Origin of the sequence: Vibrio halioticoli NBRC 102217 (assembly GCF_000496695.1) — a bacterium.
Classification (GTDB): Bacteria; Pseudomonadota; Gammaproteobacteria; order Enterobacterales; family Vibrionaceae; genus Vibrio; species Vibrio halioticoli.
This window is the reverse complement of the sequence record NZ_BAUJ01000047.1, coordinates 13,720-35,931: the sequence shown is the minus strand read 5'-3', so window position 1 is coordinate 35,931 and position 22,212 is coordinate 13,720. Positions and strand designations below refer to the sequence as shown.

Below are 22,212 nucleotides of genomic sequence, written 5' to 3'. Positions count from 1 at the left end.
CACTAGCATGGAATTATTATCAGGAGAGAAGCATGCAACTAGAACACGTCGCCAAAGCACTAAAAGAACTTGGTCATCCCACACGTCTCAGTATTTATAAATTGGCGGTAAAAGCCGGTCATCAAGGTGTGCCTGTTGGCGATATTCAGCAACAATTGAATATCCCTAGCTCCACGCTCTCTCATCATATTTCCAACTTATCTTCTGCCGGATTGCTTTCTCAAAGACGTGAAGGTCGCACCTTATTTTGCATTGCTCAGTACGAAAATCTGCAACAGGTTATCGATTTCCTACAAGACGAATGTTGCCTAGACGAATATTGCCTCAGAGAATCAAAATAAAATCTTCTTGTAATTCAATTTATTAGCTTATATTTCGATTTTTATGGAAATTAAAGCTTGTAATAGCGACTAACATTTCTATAATTCCAATATTGTCGAAATATAGAGAGCAACACAATGAACAACCAATTATTAAGCATGGCGCAAGAAGCAGGACACATGTTCCTATTTTTAGCCGCAGAACTGACCGTTTTATTTCTTGCCATTAGTTATTTGGTAGGAGTACTACAAGAATTCATTACACCGCAAAAGATCCAATCGATCCTTAGCTCAAAAAATGGACGTGGATACTTTGTTGCCGCACTTTTAGGCTCGATAACGCCGTTTTGTTCTTGCTCAACCATTCCCTTCTTAAAAGGTTTGCTAAGAGCTCGCGCAGGGTTTGGGCCTATGCTGGTATTCCTATTCGCCAGCCCGTTACTTAACCCCGTCATTATTGGCTTATTTGTAGTCACCTTTGGCTTTAAAGTGGCGATATTTTATTTTGCCATTGCTATGTTAGTGTCCGTAGTCTCTGGTTATGTACTGGAACAGTTGGGTTTTGAAAAGTATGTACGCCAAGAAGCTTACCAAGCAGACAGTGTGCAAGGCTCTTGCTCTGCAACAAATACCTGTGCTGAGAGCAGTAGTGAAAGTTGTGGTGAACCTAATGAACCTAATGAACCTAAGATAGCGAGTACTTCTTGCTGTACTTCAGGCAAGGCAAATGCAAATAAAACACAACAACCAGAACCAACACTGCAATTAAACACCAACTGTGATGGCACAATTTCACTACAAAAAACAGAACCAAGCCGCTGGGTTCGTATTTGGGCATCCACTTGGAAAGACTTTAAGCAAGTACTTCCTTACTTGTTGATCGGCATTTTAATTGGTTCATTCATTTATGGCTTCATCCCAACCGACCTAATTGCAAAATACGCTGGTGACAAAGTGTGGTACGCCATTCCTATTGCCGCCATTATTGGTATTCCCCTTTATATTCGCGCAGAAGCCGTGATTCCTTTAAGTGCGGCATTGGTGCAAAAAGGCATGGCGCTAGGGTCAGTAATGGCATTGATTATAGGCAGTGCAGGCGCCAGTTTAACCGAGGTTATTTTGCTTAAATCTATATTTAAGAACCCATTAATTGCGGCATTCTTAGTGGTAATTTTAGGGATGGCAATGGGCGCGGGTTATCTATATAACTTCATGTTTTAAATGAGTTAAGTCTGCTTGGTGTGGCTGTCAGTAGATGGCTACACCAAGCTCTATATAAAAAATTAACGTGCACAAGGTTACTGCACACAAGATTACCACATACAAACAAGGAGGAATGGATAAAAGCCTATGGTTTAACGCCTTGTATCTGTAGGATGGTTCACTCTATTAAAGACTCATTCTAAGGACGAACGTGAGCTGGATCTTTTTCACCTTTTTGGCTGCTTTTAGCCAATCATGGCGCAACGCTTTTCAAAACCAATTAAGTAAAACCCTAAATGTCAGTGGCGTTACACTGGCACGCTTTCTATGGGCTAGCCCCCTCGCCTTATTGTATTTAATCGCCCTCTATCAATGGCAACCCGCGGCTATGCCAACCTTTACCGGTTATTCGTGGTTTTTTCTGATTGCTGCAGCCATCATGCAAATTGTCGCCACCGCGTTAATGGTAGTGCTGTTTAAACAAAACAACTTTGCGATTGGCGCGGGACTGGCGAAATCAGAAGCGCCAGTGGCGGCATTTTTAGGGGTGCTGTTTTTTGGCACTAGCTTGACCTTTTTAGGATGGGTGGGGGTTTTGCTAGGCGGTATCGCAGTTTTGATCCTCAGTTGCCCGAAAGGATTTCGGGGTATTTCGCTCAATACAGCGGCGTTAGGTTTAGCCTGTAGCACCGCATTTGCGCTGACTTCATTATGGATAAGAGAGGCAAGTTTAAGTCTAAGCTTGCCATTTCCACACCGCGCAGCATGGGTGCTGTTCATTGTTATCTTTCTCCAAACCCTTTTGCTGACAGGCTACTTACTCATAAAAGATCGTAATACACTCAAACAGATGTTTAGCAAACCTAAACTTGTGATCATGACCAGCTTAGCCAGTTTTATAGGCTCTTTTGGTTGGTTTAGCGCCATGTCGTTACAAACAGTGCCTTACGTAAAAACATTGGGACAAGTGGAGATTTTCTTCACTATGCTTGTGTCGTACTTTTATCTCAAAGAAAGCATTCCAAGAAAGGATATTTTCGCGCTAGTGTTGGTCGCCTGCGCGGCGGTTTTGGTAATGTGGCAGTAGATCGCTGTTATTGCGAATACTGATATTGCTCATAAAAAAGGATGCGCTACTTGCTTTAAGGCAAGATTTAGCGCATCCCTTTCAATGACGTAATTGAATAACTTGAGTTATGGGTTATTGCGCCCTTTCACTGGCAAGCAATTTATCTTGCACCGCCGACACCGCCCGCTTGGTCGATTCAAACGCAAACTGAGACAGATCCATCTCTGCTAACGGCAACCACTGCAAGCTTTCGACATCATCATTAGCCACAACCTCGGCGCCGTCGGCCAATGTCACGATAAACACCATATCGCAGGTTTTATAGGTGACGTTTTTATAAGGGTAAGTATTGGGAAAAGACGTTAAGTATTGCGCCGAGGCGAGCTCTGCACCAATTTCTTCTTTTAACTCTCTGTGCAATGCAAACTCCGCGCTTTCATCTGGATCAACAAATCCACCCGGTAAATCCCATAACCCTTTACCAGGGTCACGTGAGCGAGTGGCAACTAACAGCTGAGTTTGCTGTTGTGAGTCTTGTTTTATCACCGCCGCCATCACCGCGGCAGCCATATTTTGAAAGAAAGTGAAGTCACAATCACTGCAAATAAACTGGTTACCGTGAACCGCTAAACGTTGCGCCCCACACGCCGGACAATAGAGCATCTTCTCAAACCTTAAATAAAAATATTAACTTCTGTCACTTTATCATTGATAGAAAAAGGAAAGCATGACATTTGGCAGTATACTTAGTGATATAAGCATTGATATCAGCCATACTGAAAGGAGTCGGCATCCTAGTTTGTCTGGCCTCGTTTGCTTAGTATTGAAGCGGCACTCGACGCTCAATAGGAACACTATATTCCGCAGTAAAAGGACTTCATCAAACAACAGAGACACAGACTCGCGAACCTATAATCAGCATGTTGTCATGCGACAACGTCTTTCGCACTGTGTTTTGTTATTCCTAATTGGCGATTAGCCATAATGTTGTAATAGGTAAAGATTATGTACTCAATTTTTGATATCTACAAAATAGGTGTCGGTCCTTCTAGTTCGCATACTAACGGCCCAATGCTTGCGGGCTATTACTTTACGCAACTTATTCAGCAAAATGTGGCACAAGTAGCGCGCATTCAAATTGATTTATACGGCTCGCTGTCATTAACGGGTAAAGGTCACCACACCGACCGCGCTTCTATTTTAGGTTTGTTGGGAAATCGTCCCGATACCATCAAGATTGCTAGCGCCAATGCGCAAATGCGCAGTGCGATTGAAGATGGAAAGCTCAACATCGCCAATCACCATGTGATTGACTTCGATTACGATAAAGATATTTTATTTCACAGCAACAATCTGCCATTACATGAAAATGGCATGACTATTTCAGCATTTGATGATCAACACTCTCGCATTGGTTTTGAAACTTACTATTCCATTGGCGGCGGATTCATTGCCACCGAAAAAGAGCTGCAACAAGGCAAAAAATCCTCTGATGTAGACGTGCCATTCCCTTTTAATAGCGCCGAACAAATGCTGGCACAAGCTGAGAAAAACGGCCTCAGCCTTGGCGGTATGATTCTACGCAATGAACAAGTATTCCAAGACATGTCGGCAATTGATGCCAAAGCCGACCAAATTTGGAAAGTGATGCGTCTGTGCATGGAGCGCGGTTTTGAGACCGAAGGTATTTTGGAAGGCGGATTAAACGTCACGCGCCGCGCGCCTAACTTATTGAAAAAGCTAGAAGCCAATGTTCTGGTGGAAAATGACCCAATGGAAATCCTTGATTGGATCAACCTATTTGCTTTTGCCGTGAGTGAAGAAAACGCCGCTGGCGGTCAAGTGGTCACCTCACCGACTAACGGTGCGGCTGGGGTTATTCCTGCGGTATTGATGTATTACCATCGCTTTATCAAACAGCTCGACACTAAACAGCTTAAAGATTTTATGGCTGTGTCTGGCGCGATTGGTATTTTGTACAAAACCAATGCTTCTATTTCTGGCGCAGAAGTGGGTTGTCAGGGTGAAGTGGGAGTGTCATCTTCCATGGCGGCGGCTGGATTAACCGCACTTCGCGGTGGCAGTAATGAGCAAATTTGTATTGCGGCAGAAATTGCTATGGAACACTCTTTAGGCATGACTTGCGATCCGATTGGCGGGCTAGTACAAGTACCGTGTATTGAGCGTAACGCTATGGGCGCAATGAAAGCGATTAACGCCTCACGTATGGCATTAAGACGTTCTAGTAAGTGTTTGATCTCGCTAGATGATGTCATCGACACCATGTATCAGACCGGTAAAGACATGAACAAGAAATACCGAGAAACCTCATTAGGTGGCTTGGCAATGATTCATCTTGCGCCGCCCTGTGAGTAACGAGTCAATCACTTAGTAAAAACCAAATAGAAAAGGCATACCTGTATAGAGTATGCCTTTTTAATATTTGCGATAAGCCAACGCTGAAAAGTTAGCTTAAGCCTGTGATATTACCGTCTTCATCAATATCAAGATTCATAAAGGCTGGCTTATCAGGAAGCCCCGGCATGGTCATTACATTGCCACACAGTGCGTAAATAAAGCCTGCACCGGCGCAAAGTCGCAGCTCACGAATCGGCACGTCAAACTGTGACGGTGCGCCTTTCACTGAACCATCGGTTGAAATGGACATAGGCGTTTTTGCCATGCAGATAGCTAAGTTATCAAAGCCTAAGGCTTTATATTGAGCCAGTTGCGATTGCGCTTTGTCACTCAAGGTAACAGACGCCGCTCCGTAGCCAATTTCACTCACCGCCATGATTTTCTCTTCAAGAGGCTGATTCATGCGATACAAAGGAGTAAATTGCGCCGGAGTGTTATGGCACTGCTCAACCACTTTATTGGCAAGCTCAACTGCGCCAGCGCCACCTTTCGCAAAGGCTTCACAGACGGCGACTTCCACCGAGTACGGCAGTGCTTCAACCATGCTCTTCAGCTGTAGCAACTCTTCATCGGTATCTTGCGGAAAACGGTTAATCGCAACTACCGCAGGAACGCCATACTTAGTCACGTTTTCAATATGCCATTTTAAGTTCGCAAAACCAGCTTCTAATGCAGCACTGTCTTTTTCATACATGCTATCAGGGATCGGTTGACCCGGTTTTAAGCTGTATAATCCAGAGTTTGCTTTTAATCCGCGCAAAGTGGCGACAATCACCGCACAATCAGGCGCTTTATCAGAGGCTTGCGCTTTGATATTACAGGCTTTTTCAAAGCCCATGTCCGAACCAAAACCGCCTTCAGTAACGGTAAAGTCAGCCAGTTTGGTGGCAATATTATCCGCAATGATTGAAGAGTTACCGTGCGCAATATTGGCAAATGGTCCGGCGTGAATCAGTGTTGGAATGCCTTCTAGAGTCTGCATCATCGTTGGCTCAATCGCCTCACGCATACTCACTGTCATTGCTCCGGCAACACCAAGGTCTTCAGTTGTCACCGCTTTACCTTCAAGGTTGTAACCGATCACAATCTTACCAATGCGCTGACGCAGATCTTTAAGATCGCTCGCCAGTGCCAGTACCGCCATTAGCTCTGAAGCAGCTGAAATATCAAAACCATCTTCACGCTCATAGCCGTTAATGGTTTTGCCTTCATCATTAATACCTACTGTCACTTTACGCAGTGCGCGATCGTTGTGGTCAATGACGCGTTTCCAAACGATAGAGTCAGTATCAATGCGCAGTGCGCTAAGGCCTGTGCGAGCTTCAAAATCGTCATAGCCTTTGCGCTGCTCGTGATAAATACGGGCATCAATAGCCGCAGACGCTAGGTTGTGCGCAACCGTAACAGCGTGAATATCGCCAGTCAGGTGCAAGTTTAGCTCTTCCATAGGCGCGACTTGAGAATAACCGCCACCTGCTGCACCACCTTTGACGCCAAATACCGGCCCCATAGAAGGTTGACGAATACAGGTCATTACTGACTGGCCGACTTTGAATAAACCTTGCGCAAGTCCAATGGCAGTCACCGTTTTACCCTCGCCCAATGGCGTTGGGGTAATGGCAGTCACAACGATCAATTTACCCGTCTTTTTGTTTTCAAGACGTTTTAAAGCTTTGAGACTAATTTTTGCTTTATGTTGACCGTGAGTTTGAATCTCGTCGCTGTGCAACCCTATTGCGGTTGCGACATCTGAAATGGGGCGTAAGGGGGTAGATCGTGAGATTTCAATGTCCGACAGCATATGGTCCTCTGGAGGGATAAAAAGACAATCTGATATGGGCGGAAATCTTAAAGAAATTTTATGATAAGTAAAGAGCAAACGTTTGCGTGACCTGAAAAAACACCAGTTTTCATTTACTGAAAACCATTAGCTAACAGAGTTCATCATCACTGGTTACTTTTTCTTAATAGACGCTTAATCCAATAACATATCCCGCTGTTTTGTTGGTTGACTGTTTCTTTACCCGCATAAAACGATTTAAGCCATTCACTGCGTAATTCACTGGATGATGAGGATGAAAATGGGTTCAGCAGTTCGGCGGTTTCATTGGCATAATCGTACGCTAACGAATAGTCGATGTTTGATTGCCCTTGTACAAACAGCCACAAATGCATAACGAGCCAAATTTCAGCGATTAACGGAGACTTAAAAGCCTGTGCGTGGTGTTTATCAAGAGAATCATCAATGACTTTTTGCATCGCTAATAAACTTGGCTGTTGTGTGCGCAATTGCTGCAGCTGTTTTTCATGGTGCAGAGTAAATAAACCGAGCAACAATTGCTGATCAGTATGCTCAGGGTATTTTGCCTTAGCGCGCTCAAATAAAGGTGAGAGTGCTTCACTCAATTGATTGAGTTGTGCTTGTATTTGCGTTTGCTGAGCCGCAATACCGCCCTGCCCTTCAGGAAGGGAAAAACCTATTGATTGCAAAGTATTAAATAAAGAATGTTCAGAGGGCATAAAGGATTAATATGGCTAAAAAAACCTAACCATACCTTATCTTTTTCACTACGCCTAATAGAACGAAATACTATTTTCTAGCTAAAATTGATAAGCGGAAATGAATAAGCAGAAAAGAACTGCTATGAAGAAACAAAATAAAGGCAAAAGCTCGTCAAACTTTTACCTTTATTACACTATCGCTTTAGTAACGACGTAATGCGGCAGAGCGCCCTAAAATAGAGAGTGTTGTACCATTGTGTAGTAACGCACTCATTGTCGGGTTTAAGTAGCCCAACGCAGCTGCAAGCATGATGCCGCTGTTAATGTACTCCGCCAGCTTAATGTTGGAATGAATGACTCGCATGGCGATATTCGCTAACTCTCTCGCTTCGACCACGCCATATAATCCGTCTTTCAGCAACACCACATCTGCCACTTGCCTTGCCAGCTCAGTGCCTCGGCACATGGCCACACCCACATCAGCCGCGGTTAAGGCAGGTGCATCGTTCACACCATCACCAATAAACATGACCTTTTTACCTTCTTGTTGCAACGATTCAATGATCGAAGATTTTTTTGAAGGCACGGTTTGTGCGTACATTCGATCTAGCTGCAATTCATCGGCTAAAATCTGTGCTTTGTAAGCACTGTCACCGGTGATCATTATTAGCTCATTGATGCCAAGTTTACGCAAATCAGTCAGTGTCTGTAGCGCATCTTCACGTAAATGATCACGAAGCCCGATCATGCCGATTAATCTACCTTCGTTAGAGATGTAAATTAAGTGGCGACCTTCCGCTTCATATTGCTGAATAACGTCTTCAGCGCGACTAAAATCAACATTTTCATGCGATTCAAGGAAGTGACGGCTTCCCATTACTAGTTGATTGTCATTCAAAGTGGTTTTTAAACCATGTGCAATAACATATTCAACTTCACCGTGCTCAATGTGCGGCAGTTCATTGTGTTTAGCCGCATTAACCACAGCTTGTGACAATGGATGATTGCTGTGCTCTTCAACCGAAGCTGCTATTGCCAGTAAATCACGCGCATTTTTTTGGCAACATAAAGGAATGACATCAGTCACTTCCATATCGCCATGCGTTAAAGTACCTGTTTTGTCGAAGACACACGTATCTATGCCAATCAACTTCTCAATAGCGCTACCGCCTTTAAATAAAATACCTTGCTGAGCCGCACGATACATTATTGATTTAAAGGTCACTGGCGTACTGAGTTTCAAGGCGCATGAGTAATCCACCAAGAATACCGAGGCCACGCGGTTAATATCTTGAGTAAGGGCAAACACTGCTGCACCAATACCTAAGGTAATTTTAACGCGGCGATCCGCCATATCTTGCGTCACACGCTGAATTTCACTTTTCTCGCTCAAAGAGTCATAAATAAGTTTCGCAATTTGCGCGGTAGTCGCTTCACTGCCCACTTTATCGACACGAACAAGAATGGTGCCTTCAGTAACTAAAGTGCCGGAGTAAACTTTCGCATCTTCTTCTCGACGTACTGGCACGTTTTCACCGGTCAATGAAGACTGGTTAATTAAGGCTGCGCCTTTAACTACAGTACCGTCAATAGGAATGAGCACGCCAGGCGCTAGTTCAATTACATCGCCTTCTTGCAACGTATTTGAGTTAACTTGCGTCCTAACTCCGTCTTTCACGAGCCAAACAATAGTATCTTTAGGGCGCATTAAATCAGCCAATAGCTCATCGCTATTACGACTGGTTTTCTGCTCCATATATTCACCAAGGCTGATTAAGCTTTGGGTCATCATTGCCGTTTTGTAGTCACCACGCCAAGCCGAAAGCCCAACAGCGATAGCATCTAAAACTTCAACCGATACTTTCTTGTCTTTTAACTCTTTCACACCTTCTAGCAAAGTCGGTGCAATCAAAGTTGCAGTTGTCACTCCGCCCCATTTTTGAGGTAATAGTGCGGCAGATATAGTACCAATGACATTCATTGCTATATCACCACGGGTGAACTCATGTTCGCTTTCTTCAGTTGTTGCTTGCGAAAAATCTAGCTGAGATAAACGCTGCTCAACGATACTGTAATCGAGAATATCTGTTTCATACTCGATGACAATAGAGCAGGCAACCTCATTAACACGAACCAGTGAGATTCCTTGAATAGCCATTAAACTGGTTTTAATCCAAGAACCTATATCAGAATAGTGTCTTAGTTTAGGAACCCTAAAGCGAATTCGTCCGGGGACGTGATGCTTTAATTTAATGGGGTTCATTCTTCACCCTTATGCAGGTTACGGTAGTACTCAAGTTCAGCTTGGGTATCTTCCAAACGCTCTTTTAACTCTTCTACTTCGCCACGCACGCTTGACCAAGCTTTCTCACCTGTAGTCACAACGCCTTGCTTGAATTTCTTATTTGTCAGTAAATAAGCAACCGCAGCACCTGCGGCTAGACCCATAGCAAAATGTGTTTTGGTGTTTTGATTCTGATATTGAGTAGTCTCGTTTTGTGCAGTTTGTGGTTGCTGCGCATTATCTGTTGGAGCACTACTTGCAAATGGATTAATTGCCATCTTTTGATCCTGATGATTGATCTAATAAATACAAACCCGCAGCTCCAACGCTCAAGATAGTCAACATAGAAAGTGCAGGACGTCCTGCCATTTTTTCTGCGACATAGGTTGTAGCGCCAGAAGCAATCCCGGTTTTAAGAGCGGTTTTGGCTGCGTTCCCTACCAATTCATTGGTTGAGAGAGAACCGTCTTTATATTGGTTCCACTGATGAACAATGGTGCCACCACCACCTGCGATAGCACCGACCAACATAGCTCTATTCGCCGAACTCAATCGATTTGTTGAGTTACTCATAGGCTTATTGCTCTTTAGTTTCTGCTGGTTCTTCTTTTACTTCTGTTTCAGCTTTATGCTTCTCTACAGACTGTTGGAAACCTTGTTTACCGGCACTCACTGTATCTCTAAAGATTTCACTGCCAGTACTGATGTTTTCTTTTACTGATGATGCTGTATTTACCGCAGTATCTTTTACGCCTTCTGTGCCAGTTTTAAGCATGCCACCAGCACCAGAAACGAGACCCATTAGTTTGCCTCGAACGTTTTCATTGCCAAGTAACATAGCGGCTGCTGCGCCAATCATTGCGCCTTTCCAAAATTCTTTATCACTCATACCAAAAGTTCCTAATATTTCTTTAAACGTACCCGCATCTTCACCTAAAGCATCATCCAACATGACCTGTGCTTGCGCAAAAAGAGCGTCATGGTTGTCTGAGGATTCTGGAGCTTGTTGCGGCTGTTGTTGTGCCTGAGGTTGCTGATGCTGATACGGCTGTTGTTGGTGCGGCTGTACTGGCATCTGCGGATGGCCATAATATTGATGTGGCATCATATTGGGTGGATATTGTGAAGCCATATAAGGTGACATCATTGGTGGCATCATTGGTGGCATCATTGGTGGCATATTTCCGCCCAATTGTTGCTGCATAGCAACATAAGACTTTGCCATTTCTTTTTGCATTTCTAACATCGCATGAAAATACGCTTCATACGGATCAGAAGGGGGCTGTTTATCTTCCATTAACAATCTCCGCTGTTATTTACGCGCTCAGCAATTTTGTGACAGGCTGCTTCTACATCGGATTCGTTATCGGAAAATAATGATTCTATCCAATTAGGCTCAATCGCGATTGGATCATACTCAATGAGAATACTTCCTGTTTTAGGGTTGAGCTGATAATTCTTAAATGCAGGTACTGACTGAAGTGATTGTTCAATATCTTGGCTTTTAAAAGCGCTAAGTTGCGCAATAATACCAAGCTTATATTTAAGTCGTACCCGACCAGGTATATGGTGGCTAATTTTAACCCATTTTCTTAATTTCAATACTCTTGAAACATATTGATTCATAACCTTTAACCCATGATTTCAAACAAATGACACATATTGTTACATCAAAAGTCATACAATATCTGTTTGAATTTAGTGTCCCTAATTGTGCTCTCAATTACAAGTTGAATCGGTTTTTTTGCACTAATTAATGGGGAGTGGTAGTATCGCTAATGTAAATGATTATCATTTGGTGTGCGATTACTATGAATACTTATATTCACAAAACAAATCAAAGAGTTAGAGTAAGATCTGACTATATTAGAAATCATCCAAAAACAGTGATGAACCTTTTAGAGCAATTAGAAGAAATTGATGCAATTAATAAAATAACCTACCGCAAACATGCGGGGTCAGTAGCTATCCATTTTGATGACAAAGAGCTTGATTGTGAGAGCTTGATTGAAATTCTAGAAAGTCATAACTGGATGCAAAGTACGCATAAACCTTCGTTTATTGAAAATGCAGCGATATCAGGTACTAAAACATTGGCTAAGAGCATTGCAGGCATCGCATTAAGTCGCTTAGTTGGACCGTCTATTAGCAGAGCAATATTAAACTTTGCTTAAATAGCGCACGTCCTAACCCACTAATAATCATCCTACCAAACTGCATCGCTAGTTTGACGCTCACTCTGCAAGTTAAAAATCTATTCTGTAAGTTAAAAACCTAGCCTACAAGTTTAAAGTCTAGCCTGTAAGTTCAACTCTATGCCGAAAGCTTATAACGCTTCGCCGCACACTTACATATTCCGTTTTGCAAAGCAGGACATCGTTTACACGGTGGTGATTTAAGCGCGACATGCAAAATAGATTTTGCTGGGCGTGATTGTAGCTTTGAAGATGAGCGCGGGCTTTCTACTGAGATTGGTTTTGCAGAAGATGTGGCATCTTTAAGTGATGATGGCTTTTTGAGCTGTTCTCGCAAAGGCGCTTCCACAATATCAATATTGTGTTGATGGTCATTAAACCAAGATAACACCGGCAATAAAGGTGTTGCCAATTCATAAGCCACATCAGCAATGACTTGATTGACCCCCTGGTTAATATCCTGTTTTAAAGCATCACTGAAATAGAGCTGTCCCTCATTACTGGCCTTAACTTTACTCGCATCCAGTTTGAGTTTTTTAAGTTGCTCTATCCCCTGCTTCTTAATTTTCTTCTGTGATTTTTTTTTCAGCTTTTTTAGTGCTTTCTTCGCGTTCATATTCAGCACCTTTGCTTTCGATAACTTATTAATGATAACGATTACCAATAGCATTTGCAATATTTTGCTAACCCTGTCAGTACATTATTAAAAACAAAATATCGGAAATACTGTACAAGCCTTGCATCAAGCTAAGCAGTTGTCGCTATTTAACATTGCATCCTCATCTTATTTTTCTCTTCAAACAAAAAAGCATTCATACACACAATCTTATCTCCTTACAATTAAAATACATGTAAATCAATATCTTACAAACAAGCATCACTAAAATCTATCAATAACTTTGAAGCCAGTCCAATTTCACATACAAAATATCTATATTTTGATGCACCTTTCATAAATAGTAATTATATTGAGAATGATTTTCATTACCATAAATTTATTGTTATTTTGCAAGGAGTTAGAATAATCATGGTCAAAAAATATCTGGCAGTCGTTATCGCCGCAGCAATTGCGAATGTGGCATACGCAGATAACCATAAGCCCCAAGGAGAGGTTGAACACGAAACGGTCGTTGTAGTGGGAAACCGAGTTGATACAGAGCAACAAGAATATGTTGGTTCGGTTGATATCGTAACCGAAGATGAACTTGCCACCAGTGCCAACCTGATGGACAGTTTGAGCAATGTACCTGGTATTAATGCAGGTTCCGATTTAGGCCGAAATATTGGGCAACAATTCAATATTCGTGGCTTTAACGATGACGATCGCGTGATCATTATGCAAAATGGCGTACCGAGATCCAGTGCGTTATTTGCCAATCAAATCTCTAGTTTCAGAAGTGATACTGACCTATTAAAACGGGTCGAAACAGTGAAAGGGTCATCTTCTATTTTATACGGTAGCGGTGCTATTGGCGGCGTTATCAGCATGAGACTAAAAGACGCCTCTGACTACCTAGAAAATGACGAAAACTTTGGTGCAATGGTCGGCGGTCGCTACGAGTCTAACAATATGCATAGCTATAGAGGAGCGATTGCAGGACAAAATGACAGTGGCAAATTGGACTTTGTTCTTTATGGTAAACAAGCTAATTTCGGTGATATTAAATTGGCGGATGGTGGCACAGATCTCTACGACACAGTCGGAAATGATGAGTCAACTAAAACCGGTTACGCCAATCTGGGCTGGAATATTACCGAAGAACAGCGTCTAGCATTTGGCTTATACCATTTCCATAGTGATGTCGAAACCGCTTGGAATACGTTAAATCACCCTGATACTACTATTCCTGTAGTTGGAGAACTAACACAAACCGATTTTACTATTAATTATAATTACGCGCCGTTTGACAATGATCTTATCGATCTTGATGTGGCCTCTTATGTGAGTCAGTCAAAATACGCTCGAGATTACATCAATAGCGCCATCAATAGAAACATCCACTACACCAACGAAGAATCTCGTGCAGGTGCATCGATCAAAAACGTGGCGCGCTTTTACACTGGCAGCGTTTACCATACTGCGGTAATGGGTATTGATTACCACTATCGTGAAGATGATGCGTCATATCTTTCTGGCGGCGTAGCCTCTCAATTCCATACCATGCCAAGCGAATATAATGATTGGGGCATCTATATTCAGGACTTGATAGAGGTAGGCGACTGGGAGTTTACTGCTGGTGCTCGTTACGATTACTTTAACCGTAAAGTTGAAAACAACCCGGATGCTGATTTCACTGGCGATGCATTTTCACCCCGTATAGCAGCCAGCTATGAGGTTGCCACTGGACTGCACTTGTTAGGTGGCTACTCAGTTGCGTTTAGAGCACCATCACCGCACGAAACTGGCGCAGAAGGCCCATTAAACATCCACTATTGGTACTTACCTAACCCAGATCTAAAACCAGAAACATCTGAAGAATTTGAAGGGGGAATTTCTTATGTCAATAACGCCCTCTTTACTCAAGACGACCGATTCGCCCTAAAGCTGATGTACTTTGATGCCAATATCAATGACATGATTGCGTTAGAAACCCTACCTGAACTTGGGGAGTCTCCAGATCAAAGCATGTACGCTCAATATACCAATATTGATAACGCAAAACGTAAAGGGGTGGAGCTAACTTCAACCTATGATTTGCAAAACCTCAGCTTGTCAGCAAGTTATGAACACCTTGATCTTTATGACAAAGAAACCAAAGAAAAAGTCACACCGTTTGCCGATAAAGTGCGCCTTGCCGCCGCTTATACCTTCCAAAACGTTGGCTTAACACTTGGCGCTGATGTTAATCACTGGTTCGAGCCAGATCAAAACCCAGAGTCATTCATGTGGGGAACAACCGAGTACTTTTACGTCAATGATTCATATACCCAGGCGAACATCTCTGGCATATGGCGCATAAAAGAATCACGACTGCCACTAGGAGTACTTAACGACGCAACATTGAAATTTGGCGTGAACAACATCTTTGATGGCCAATATATCAATGCAGAAAACGTGACTACCACTTCCAAAGTAGGCCAAGAGACCAATTACTACGTCGATCTGGATCTACGATTCTAATCTAATATCCACCAGCGCAATTAATGTGATTATATATTGATACAGTGGGGCCGAGTATGGCCCCGCTTTTTGTGTATAAACCATTACTTCACAACAGTTGCCCCACTGTCGTCTTTTTCTAATTGAATTAACGTGGCATTTTCAGGGTCAGAGATCTCACTCAAACGACTTAATGGAATGTCTGAATAGTGAGCAAGTATGGTTTTTATGGCAATCCAGTGTGATACCACCATAATATTTTTATGCTTCTCTTTGGCAAAAATAGCTTCCAGCTCTGCCACCAGCCTAGTCTGAAGCTGTTGAAAAGTTTCAGCACCTTGCAGTTCAAAATGCTCAGAGCTGTTTAAAAACAATTGATATTGTTCAGGAGCCGAACACTCCACTTCCGCTCTTAGTTTTCCTTCCCATTCACCTAAATATATTTCCTTAAGAGGATCACTCGTAATGACCTCAACATCGCGCCCTTTTAATAGTATTTCACTAGTATCAATGGCTCGTTGTAATGGACTGATATAGGCTTTATCTATCTCATATTGATTTAATAACTTACTCGCCTCAACAGATTGATTGACACCCATTTCAGTCAATGGCGAATTTTTCTGTCCTTGAAGTCGCCCCTCAACATTCCATTGTGTTTGACCATGCCTAAGCAGAAAAATCTTTGTTTTGTTCAATGTACTGTCTCTACGATGTAATAAGTCTACAGAGTGACCAATATATCACTCTGTGGATTTGTCTAGAATGTGTTGATTACACCAACGTTGCCAACGTCTGATCGCCAATAGCAAACAGCTTACTTAACACTCGTTCACCATCTAGGCGTAGGCCGTTGTGCTCGTATTCGTTGGTGATCCATGCTTGTGAGTTAGGGATCCTATTTAATGTTTCGCAGCTGAATGCCATTTCTACAAACATATCATCAGCATACACAGCGCAGCTTAATGGCACTTTGTTGTTGGTTAAGACTTCGGCGTCGTATAGTGGTTGCCAATCTGTTTTGTCTGCTAACAGAGTTGCAGCTGTTTGCAGTGGCTTGAGGTTTTTGTATTGCTCAAACATCCACGGGAATGTCATCTCGCCGGTGAAATAAAACGCTTGGCCTGCTTGGTAATTAAATTGCGGGTGATTTTGTCTAACTCGGTGCGCACTCCACTGCGAAGCGAAACCTTGGCAATAGATAGATTCGTGCAAGATGGCATAGATAGGGTTGGTTTGAAATGCTTGCTCTGAGAGCATGGCATTTAAAAACTCATAGCTCAGTACCTGCGTGCCATTTACCTCTACAAAGGCGCTTTCTAACAGATAGTAAGTTGGCAAAAAGGTATCGCTCACACCAAAGTTAATGCCAATCTGCTGAAATTGTTCAGCGGTAAATCTTTGTCCATTTGGCAGGAATTCTTCATGCGTAATCAGATGATCGGCAATCTTTTGGCACAGTGGTTGTGCTTGTGGGAACTGTCTGAAGAAGGCTTTATTTTTTTGCGCTGTGCGCTTGAAGGTTGCTTCATAAACATCATCAATTGTTCTGTCTATAGAGGGAATACCGCCGGTGACATAACATTGTAATAAGCTGTCTGGAAACAGGGAAAGGTAAGTTAATGTGCAAAAACCACCAAAGCTTTGGCCTAATGTTGCCCACTTGTCGATGCCTAGCTTCTCACGAATGGTTTCAGCGTCACGAACTATGTTATCAGCACGAAAATGCGCTAGATACTCAGCCTGTTGCTCGCTATTGAGATGAGCTAAAGTTTGATGAGTGATCACGCTACTGTGGCCTGTACCGCGCTGATCTAGCAGCAATACGCGATATCGCTGTAATGCAACTTTTAGCCAACCCGAATGCCCATTGGGTCTAGGGGACGGAAAACCGGGGCCGCCTTGAAAGAATAACAGCCAAGGTTTAGCGCTATTTTCGTCACCATTTAAACGGACTTCTCTGGCAAAAAGTGACAATGTTTGAGAGTTGGCATCGCTATAGCTAAGTGGCACTTCAAAAGTATGATTTTGATAGCAACAACCATCATTGATAAAAGTATTTCCGTGCATGAGATTTCCTTGGATAAGTAGACGCTCATACCCTACTGATTGTTGCGTCAATTTCCAAGTAATAGCGACAAGAAACTCACTGACTATCATGTTAGAATGCCGTCGTTTTTATTCTATTTCTCAGAGTGTTTATGTCTTCTTCTGCCAATTCCGTTATTGTTCTCGATTTTGAAACCACAGGCCTCTCACCGAATATGGGCGATAGAGCCATTGAGATTGGTGCAGTTAAATTAATGGACGGCAAAGTAGTCGATACTTTTCAGCAGTTAATGAATCCAGGCTTTCGCGTTAGTTCATTTATCGAAAGCTACACTGGCATCACTAATAACATGTTGCGCAATGCGCCAAGTTGCGCCGAGGTTATGACTGAATTTGCCACATTTGTCGGCGATAGCAATATGGTGGCGCACAACGCTTCTTTTGATAAACGCTTTTTAGATGCTGAACTTGAACTGTTGGATATTCAGTATTCTGGACAATTTGCCTGTTCGATGCTCATTGCGCGACGCCTGTATCAAAATGCCCCCACACATAAGCTCGGCGATTTGATTCGTTATAAGAATATTGAACATGATGGCGTGTTTCACCGTGCATTAGCGGATTCGGAAATGACGGCACGACTATGGATGGTGATGTTAGAAGAATTGCGCAGTAAAGGCATTGCCAACCCTGAGTTCGCATTTATGCAAAAGCTATCAAAAACCAGTAAAAGTGCCTTGCGCTCATTCATCAGTCAGCACGTAAAGTAATCTTTAACTTTATAGCTTTGTCGCCTTGCTACACTGCTCGCCTGACTAACTTTATAACCCACAAAGCAGCCTCTCTATAGGTTTAAGTGTGAAGAGTCATAACAAATACCTCTTTACACTGTAAATTTTTTATAGACTTCAATAGTTATCATTCAAAGAGCCTATATAAATAATTGAAATGTGAGCCAAAACCCTATGAGATAAATTGACTATGATCAATTTATGATTCAGCATGATGTTCATTATTTAAAAGACTGAGCCTAATCATGAAAGTCATCCGTATTCTCTTAGGTAAGATCATCTTACTGCTTAACTTCCTTTTCCCGCCAAAAGGAATCAAACGCACAAGCGAAGCACAGCAACACGCTGATACTAAAGCCAAAGATCTGACCTTATATCAATTTGAAGCCTGCCCTTTTTGTGTCAAAGTACGACGTGAAATGAAACGCCAATCAATCGCTATCGAGCTAAAAGATGCCAAAAATAACCCTCAAGCACGTGAAGAGTTACAAAACGGCGGTGGCAACATCAAAGTGCCTTGCTTAAAAATCACATCACAAGGTAAGGAAGTATGGATGTATGAATCTTCAGATATCATCGCTTACCTACAAAAAGAATTTGCTTAAATTCAAGCATTTTTCATTATCGATGAATGATTTAAATCTTCGTTAATCTGCTACTACAGCACTAGACCCAAGTAAGTATTTACTTACGATAGCGGAGGTAAACCATACGCCTATACCGGGCGTATGCTGTTCGTTTTATTATCCATAAATATCCCCCCTAAAATGCCTAAACTGTGCCGACTTTGGAGTAAATCAAACCACCTCACAAAAATGCAACATAGCCTTTCCTTGTGTTTGAGGATTGGATTGCTAATATGGCGCACAAAATCACCGATTGTGATTTTCATCACGGATTAACCACTTTGAGTAAAAAGAACCACTCTTTTTAAATTAAAGCGTCATATCTCGTCTGACTCAACCATATATAGACACCATGCCTTATGATACGAAGCTTTTTTCAGCGTAAGTTTTATGTTCTCACCTCACTTTATACTTTTACAGTATTTGTGAGTAACGACTCTTTTTTACCTGCAATCCCTGATATTGCTCATTATTTTGGCTTTGCTGATGGTGACTATGGCACAGTCCAATTAGGTGTCTCGGCCTTTTTGTGGCTGACTATGGCCTTTCAGCTTATCGCTGGCCCCCTCTCAGATAGGTTTGGTCGCCGCCCTACTTTACTGCTCGGTGCACTACTGTTTATTGTTGCCAACTCTATGGTCACCTTTGCCCCAAGCGTAGGATGGTTTCTGTTCTGGCGCGCAGTGACGGGGCTTTCCATTTGCGCCATTTTTGCCGCAGGCTTTGCTACCATCAATGAATACTATACCAATGTTGATGCCATCAAGGCACTCGGCCTGTCTGCCACTATTGTGATATTTGCACCTATGGTTGGCCCCGTTATCGGCCTAGCATTAATGAAAATTGGTGGATGGAAATTTACTTTTTGGGCGAACTCTTTGTTTATGGTGTTTATTTTTGCTCTATTACACAGGTATATGCCGGAAACACGCAAACTTGCAGAAAACGGCAGTACGCCCTCTTTACGTCAAAATATCTGGGCGATTTTTAAAATGAGCCGTGAGCGTGACTTTTTACTGATCTCTATCAGTTCAGCTTTTAGTGGCGCGGCTTTTTTGGTGTGGATTACAGCAGGGGTATCCATGCTGTGCTCAAACCTTGGGTTGTCTGAGGCAGAATTTGTACTGTACAACATACCTGTCATGTTGAGCCTAATGCTAGGCAACTTCCTCTCTGCTTATATCACGAAGGACATCACTAAAACCGTGTATCGCATGATGTTTTGTTCATCTTCGCTGATCCCACTGTTTGTTTTCTTAGGGTATATACAAGTTCACAATCAGCTTTCCTCCGAAGTCACTATATTTACCCATTTAAGTGCGCCAATATTATTTATTGTGCCAATGGCGTTGTTTAGCTTTTTCCGCGGAATACTCAACCCGCCTTTAACGCAATTTATCTTAAACAAACAAAACACAAATAAAGGCTCGGCCTCTTCTTTTATGTCATTTATCGGCATCATAGGCTCAATTACCGGAGCAACCGTTGCCGCTAGCTTATCGGGCGCTGGTAATAACGCTTACTACTACACTATTTCGACCTTTATTCTGTTTGCGTTGTTCTTCTTTTTGTTAGCTGAGCGCAGTGCGAAAAGGAACCTATTGACCAGCTAAATCAAAAGCAAATTTCAGGCTTAAGTTAATGAATGATCCGTTACCGATACGCTCACTCCGTTTTTAATAACGGGCATGATTCTGGCAACACCATCTGGATCTGTGAAGCGCAAACCTCAAACTCAATATTGTTGCTGCTAATGGGTTCACCATCTAGGTTAATCGGCATCAAGGCATCAGCATGCCAGGTTACCTTTTGCACTTGATGTTTTTGGACATATTTACCATCAGGCTTTGGGTTACCCAGTTCTTGTAAAACGATAGAAAGATCGCTAGGTGCAAACTCACTCAATGATATCACTTCCATTTTTCCATCATTGATAAACGAATCTGCAGACAGCACTTGCCCGCCCCCTGCTTGTCTGCCGTTACACACCGCACCCACAATCACATTGCTATCAAAACTTTTATTTTCAAAAATGGCATGACCTGCAAAAGGCTGAAAATTAAGAGCTTGCACTAAACCGGTTAGCGTATAAGCCCCTCCACCTAGAAAGTTTTTAAGAGCAACAGGAGTTGTCGCTGTCACTTGAGCGCCAAATCCGCCCGTCGCCATATTAATAAAATAGTGAGTACCCGCCCTAATGACATCTACCGCATAGCTTTTACCTAATATTGCCAGCTTAAGTGCATCATATTCAGATTGAGTGGGAATTAAACAAGACGTCGCGAAATCATTGGCTGTACCTAATGGCAGCACAGAAAGTTCAGGACGCAATGGGTACGGTATTTTCATTAACGCATTGACTACTTCATTAATGGTTCCGTCTCCACCCCCTGCAATTACACGGTCGCATTGCTGCTCTACTGCTTCTGCAACCAAACGTTCTATATCTCCCCCTTCCCAAGTAGGACGAACTTCCAAATCTGTACCTTCGTCTCTAATGGCGAAAACGGCCTCTCGTACTGACACTAAAGACGCTTTTTTCCCATTGAGCAGTAACCTTATGTTCACTATACAACCTCGCCCTTTGATAAAACTGCAATACACAATTTGTTCATTGAATATAGTACAAAGTTTTGTTTTGTATGGCGTTTATAGCAATATGTACGAAAGAAAGTGCGTGAGTATTGGAGTGATTTTAGCGCTATATTTCACTTTGCCTAGTTAGCGTCTTCAAAAGCACTTTTAAAACAGACGCACTATCTTATCGATAATTTAGGTTTAATTATCACCGACATAGTTCGGATACTGAATTATAGGTAAGTCAAGATGACCAAATATAATCCCCCTGCTTATTAACCGTACATGTATCATTTTATGACACTTCCGCATTGATGGTTTGCCAAGTAAAGTGACCCCACAATACGAAAGCAGGTGACTATTTATGAATAACGCAATTAATGAAACCAACGCACAATATTTCCCTAACCGCATAGTTTTGCTCGGTGATTCTATCTTTGATAATTCGCCTTATGTTGAACATGGTGAATCTGTTACAGAGCAATTAGAGGCAATAATTGCATCCAAAGAGACTCATCAACGTAATGATGCAAACAAAACAAAAGTGAGCCTACTGGCAGTTGATGGACATGTAATGTCTAGCGTAGATGGCCAAATAGCACGAGCACAATCCAAATTCCCTGTTAATAAAGAATATGCGTTTCTCTCCTGTGGTGGCAATGATTTACTGGGTTATAACGCATCCGGTTTGCTGAGTATTGCCTCTAACAATATTGGGGAGGCGCTCTCTTCCTTACACGACGTGCGAGAGCACTTTCGTCAGCAATATAAACACATGCTCAGTGTCACCCTGAAAACATTCCCAGAGCTTACTGTTTGTACCATCTACGATAATATTCCAACCTTATCAATCGCTGAGAAAATGGCATTAGCAATATTTAATGAAGTGATTTTAAGAGAAGCGGCCGAACACCAATTACAAGTGTTGGATCTAAGAGTGATTTGTGATCATATCGATGACTACGCACCAATTTCGCCGATTGAACCATCAAAATACGGCGCTAAAAAAATTGCCCACGCAATATTTGAACAATACACAAATAACACCAAAGGGCCTGTTATCTGTGCATAACAGAACCAT

General features: G+C 42.4%; 22 protein-coding genes. 10 read left to right on the top strand and 12 right to left on the bottom strand.

Going from position 1 to position 22,212, the window contains the following annotated elements; genetic code table 11:
- Positions 1 to 32: 32 nt before the first annotated feature.
- The 3 genes from VHA01S_RS13330 (at position 33) to VHA01S_RS13320 (ending at position 2,610) form a co-directional block, all read left to right on the top strand.
- On the top strand, positions 33 to 341 hold the full coding sequence (locus VHA01S_RS13330; protein ID WP_023404890.1) for an ArsR/SmtB family transcription factor: 309 nt from the start codon (positions 33 to 35) through the stop codon (positions 339 to 341).
- Between the two features lie 117 nt (positions 342 to 458).
- Positions 459 to 1,541: a permease gene (locus tag VHA01S_RS13325; RefSeq protein WP_023404889.1), complete on the top strand. Its 1,083-nt coding sequence runs from the start codon at positions 459 to 461 to the stop codon at positions 1,539 to 1,541.
- Positions 1,542 to 1,734: 193 nt separating this feature from the next.
- On the top strand, positions 1,735 to 2,610 hold the full coding sequence (locus VHA01S_RS13320; protein ID WP_023404888.1) for an EamA family transporter: 876 nt from the start codon (positions 1,735 to 1,737) through the stop codon (positions 2,608 to 2,610).
- A 114-nt stretch (positions 2,611 to 2,724) separates the two neighbouring features.
- Here the strand turns inward: VHA01S_RS13320 and VHA01S_RS13315 are convergent, their stop codons facing one another.
- Positions 2,725 to 3,255: an NUDIX domain-containing protein gene (locus tag VHA01S_RS13315; protein ID WP_023404887.1), complete on the bottom strand. Its 531-nt coding sequence runs from the start codon at positions 3,253 to 3,255 to the stop codon at positions 2,725 to 2,727.
- 342 nt (positions 3,256 to 3,597) lie between these two features.
- On the opposite strand from VHA01S_RS13315, the gene VHA01S_RS13310 reads away from it, so the two are divergent.
- Positions 3,598 to 4,968, top strand: coding sequence for an L-serine ammonia-lyase (locus VHA01S_RS13310; RefSeq protein ID WP_023404886.1), 1,371 nt, complete (start codon positions 3,598 to 3,600; stop codon positions 4,966 to 4,968).
- A 91-nt stretch (positions 4,969 to 5,059) separates the two neighbouring features.
- Here VHA01S_RS13310 and VHA01S_RS13305 read toward each other — a convergent pair whose 3' ends face one another.
- The 7 genes from VHA01S_RS13305 to VHA01S_RS13275 all read right to left on the bottom strand — a co-directional run bounded on the left by VHA01S_RS13305 (position 5,060) and on the right by VHA01S_RS13275 (position 11,422).
- Entirely contained in the window at positions 5,060 to 6,811 is a 1,752-nt protein-coding gene (locus VHA01S_RS13305) for a formate--tetrahydrofolate ligase (protein WP_023404885.1), read from the bottom strand.
- A 146-nt stretch (positions 6,812 to 6,957) separates the two neighbouring features.
- The gene (locus tag VHA01S_RS13300; protein ID WP_023404884.1) at positions 6,958 to 7,530 is read right to left on the bottom strand and encodes a hypothetical protein; all 573 of its coding nucleotides are present in this window, start codon (positions 7,528 to 7,530) and stop codon (positions 6,958 to 6,960) included.
- A 184-nt stretch (positions 7,531 to 7,714) separates the two neighbouring features.
- Complete coding sequence (locus VHA01S_RS13295) at positions 7,715 to 9,775, bottom strand: heavy metal translocating P-type ATPase (RefSeq protein WP_023404883.1); 2,061 nt, start codon at positions 9,773 to 9,775, stop codon at positions 7,715 to 7,717.
- Complete coding sequence (locus tag VHA01S_RS13290) at positions 9,772 to 10,074, bottom strand: YtxH domain-containing protein (RefSeq protein WP_023404882.1); 303 nt, start codon at positions 10,072 to 10,074, stop codon at positions 9,772 to 9,774. Before VHA01S_RS13290 ends, VHA01S_RS13295 begins: the two co-directional genes overlap by 4 nt.
- Positions 10,064 to 10,369 (bottom strand): magnetosome protein MamC family protein, encoded by a 306-nt coding sequence (locus VHA01S_RS13285; RefSeq protein WP_023404881.1) that lies wholly within the window; start codon positions 10,367 to 10,369, stop codon positions 10,064 to 10,066. Before VHA01S_RS13285 ends, VHA01S_RS13290 begins: the two co-directional genes overlap by 11 nt.
- A 4-nt stretch (positions 10,370 to 10,373) precedes the next feature.
- The gene (locus VHA01S_RS13280; protein WP_023404880.1) at positions 10,374 to 11,093 is read right to left on the bottom strand and encodes a hypothetical protein; all 720 of its coding nucleotides are present in this window, start codon (positions 11,091 to 11,093) and stop codon (positions 10,374 to 10,376) included.
- Positions 11,093 to 11,422 carry an HMA2 domain-containing protein gene (locus tag VHA01S_RS13275; RefSeq protein ID WP_023404879.1) on the bottom strand — a complete coding sequence of 110 codons (330 nt, stop codon included), beginning with the start codon at positions 11,420 to 11,422 and terminating at the stop codon, positions 11,093 to 11,095. Before VHA01S_RS13275 ends, VHA01S_RS13280 begins: the two co-directional genes overlap by 1 nt.
- A 185-nt stretch (positions 11,423 to 11,607) precedes the next feature.
- Here VHA01S_RS13275 and VHA01S_RS13270 point away from each other — a divergent pair, with 185 nt between their 5' ends.
- Positions 11,608 to 11,970, top strand: coding sequence for an HMA2 domain-containing protein (locus VHA01S_RS13270; RefSeq protein WP_240432768.1), 363 nt, complete (start codon positions 11,608 to 11,610; stop codon positions 11,968 to 11,970).
- 139 nt (positions 11,971 to 12,109) lie between these two features.
- On the opposite strand, the gene VHA01S_RS13265 is transcribed toward VHA01S_RS13270, so the two are convergent.
- A complete protein-coding gene (locus VHA01S_RS13265) occupies positions 12,110 to 12,607 on the bottom strand; it encodes a hypothetical protein (RefSeq protein ID WP_023404877.1) in 498 nt (165 codons plus the stop codon).
- A gap of 411 nt (positions 12,608 to 13,018) precedes the next feature.
- Here VHA01S_RS13265 and VHA01S_RS13260 point away from each other — a divergent pair, with 411 nt between their 5' ends.
- Complete coding sequence (locus VHA01S_RS13260; RefSeq protein WP_023404876.1) at positions 13,019 to 15,112, top strand: TonB-dependent receptor domain-containing protein; 2,094 nt, start codon at positions 13,019 to 13,021, stop codon at positions 15,110 to 15,112.
- An 83-nt stretch (positions 15,113 to 15,195) separates the two neighbouring features.
- Here VHA01S_RS13260 and VHA01S_RS13255 read toward each other — a convergent pair whose 3' ends face one another.
- Both VHA01S_RS13255 and VHA01S_RS13250 read right to left on the bottom strand, forming a co-directional pair.
- The gene (locus VHA01S_RS13255; RefSeq protein WP_023404875.1) at positions 15,196 to 15,786 is read right to left on the bottom strand and encodes a histidine phosphatase family protein; all 591 of its coding nucleotides are present in this window, start codon (positions 15,784 to 15,786) and stop codon (positions 15,196 to 15,198) included.
- A gap of 76 nt (positions 15,787 to 15,862) precedes the next feature.
- A complete protein-coding gene (locus VHA01S_RS13250) occupies positions 15,863 to 17,158 on the bottom strand; it encodes an alpha/beta fold hydrolase (RefSeq protein ID WP_023404874.1) in 1,296 nt (431 codons plus the stop codon).
- 131 nt (positions 17,159 to 17,289) lie between these two features.
- Between VHA01S_RS13250 and VHA01S_RS13245 the strand changes: the two genes are divergently transcribed.
- The 3 genes from VHA01S_RS13245 (at position 17,290) to VHA01S_RS17910 (ending at position 20,167) form a co-directional block, all read left to right on the top strand.
- On the top strand, positions 17,290 to 17,907 hold the full coding sequence (locus tag VHA01S_RS13245) for a 3'-5' exonuclease (protein ID WP_023404873.1): 618 nt from the start codon (positions 17,290 to 17,292) through the stop codon (positions 17,905 to 17,907).
- Between the two features lie 266 nt (positions 17,908 to 18,173).
- Positions 18,174 to 18,533 carry a glutaredoxin family protein gene (locus VHA01S_RS13240; RefSeq protein ID WP_023404872.1) on the top strand — a complete coding sequence of 120 codons (360 nt, stop codon included), beginning with the start codon at positions 18,174 to 18,176 and terminating at the stop codon, positions 18,531 to 18,533.
- 380 nt (positions 18,534 to 18,913) lie between these two features.
- On the top strand, positions 18,914 to 20,167 hold the full coding sequence (locus VHA01S_RS17910) for an MFS transporter (RefSeq protein ID WP_023404871.1): 1,254 nt from the start codon (positions 18,914 to 18,916) through the stop codon (positions 20,165 to 20,167).
- Positions 20,168 to 20,219: 52 nt separating this feature from the next.
- Here the strand turns inward: VHA01S_RS17910 and yegS are convergent, their stop codons facing one another.
- Complete coding sequence (gene yegS / locus VHA01S_RS13230; protein WP_052029625.1) at positions 20,220 to 21,122, bottom strand: lipid kinase YegS; 903 nt, start codon at positions 21,120 to 21,122, stop codon at positions 20,220 to 20,222.
- 373 nt (positions 21,123 to 21,495) lie between these two features.
- Between yegS and VHA01S_RS13225 the strand changes: the two genes are divergently transcribed.
- Positions 21,496 to 22,203 carry an SGNH/GDSL hydrolase family protein gene (locus VHA01S_RS13225; RefSeq protein WP_023404869.1) on the top strand — a complete coding sequence of 236 codons (708 nt, stop codon included), beginning with the start codon at positions 21,496 to 21,498 and terminating at the stop codon, positions 22,201 to 22,203.
- Positions 22,204 to 22,212: the final 9 nt, after the last annotated feature.

Excerpts from the sequence above, each read along its gene's own strand:
- VHA01S_RS13330 (WP_023404890.1), top strand. The coding sequence starts at position 33 with ATGCAACTAGAACACGTCGCCAAAGCACTAAAAGAACTTGGTCATCCC.
- VHA01S_RS13325 (WP_023404889.1), top strand. The coding sequence starts at position 459 with ATGAACAACCAATTATTAAGCATGGCGCAAGAAGCAGGACACATGTTC.
- VHA01S_RS13315 (WP_023404887.1), bottom strand. The coding sequence starts at position 3,255 with ATGCTCTATTGTCCGGCGTGTGGGGCGCAACGTTTAGCGGTTCACGGT.
- VHA01S_RS13310 (WP_023404886.1), top strand. The coding sequence starts at position 3,598 with ATGTACTCAATTTTTGATATCTACAAAATAGGTGTCGGTCCTTCTAGT.
- VHA01S_RS13305 (WP_023404885.1), bottom strand. The coding sequence starts at position 6,811 with ATGCTGTCGGACATTGAAATCTCACGATCTACCCCCTTACGCCCCATT.
- VHA01S_RS13300 (WP_023404884.1), bottom strand. The coding sequence starts at position 7,530 with ATGCCCTCTGAACATTCTTTATTTAATACTTTGCAATCAATAGGTTTT.
- VHA01S_RS13295 (WP_023404883.1), bottom strand. The coding sequence starts at position 9,775 with ATGAACCCCATTAAATTAAAGCATCACGTCCCCGGACGAATTCGCTTT.
- VHA01S_RS13290 (WP_023404882.1), bottom strand. The coding sequence starts at position 10,074 with ATGGCAATTAATCCATTTGCAAGTAGTGCTCCAACAGATAATGCGCAG.
- VHA01S_RS13285 (WP_023404881.1), bottom strand. The coding sequence starts at position 10,369 with ATGAGTAACTCAACAAATCGATTGAGTTCGGCGAATAGAGCTATGTTG.
- VHA01S_RS13280 (WP_023404880.1), bottom strand. The coding sequence starts at position 11,093 with ATGGAAGATAAACAGCCCCCTTCTGATCCGTATGAAGCGTATTTTCAT.
- VHA01S_RS13275 (WP_023404879.1), bottom strand. The coding sequence starts at position 11,422 with ATGAATCAATATGTTTCAAGAGTATTGAAATTAAGAAAATGGGTTAAA.
- VHA01S_RS13270 (WP_240432768.1), top strand. The coding sequence starts at position 11,608 with ATGAATACTTATATTCACAAAACAAATCAAAGAGTTAGAGTAAGATCT.
- VHA01S_RS13265 (WP_023404877.1), bottom strand. The coding sequence starts at position 12,607 with ATGAACGCGAAGAAAGCACTAAAAAAGCTGAAAAAAAAATCACAGAAG.
- VHA01S_RS13260 (WP_023404876.1), top strand. The coding sequence starts at position 13,019 with ATGGTCAAAAAATATCTGGCAGTCGTTATCGCCGCAGCAATTGCGAAT.
- VHA01S_RS13250 (WP_023404874.1), bottom strand. The coding sequence starts at position 17,158 with ATGCACGGAAATACTTTTATCAATGATGGTTGTTGCTATCAAAATCAT.
- VHA01S_RS13245 (WP_023404873.1), top strand. The coding sequence starts at position 17,290 with ATGTCTTCTTCTGCCAATTCCGTTATTGTTCTCGATTTTGAAACCACA.
- VHA01S_RS13240 (WP_023404872.1), top strand. The coding sequence starts at position 18,174 with ATGAAAGTCATCCGTATTCTCTTAGGTAAGATCATCTTACTGCTTAAC.
- VHA01S_RS17910 (WP_023404871.1), top strand. The coding sequence starts at position 18,914 with ATGATACGAAGCTTTTTTCAGCGTAAGTTTTATGTTCTCACCTCACTT.
- VHA01S_RS13225 (WP_023404869.1), top strand. The coding sequence starts at position 21,496 with ATGAATAACGCAATTAATGAAACCAACGCACAATATTTCCCTAACCGC.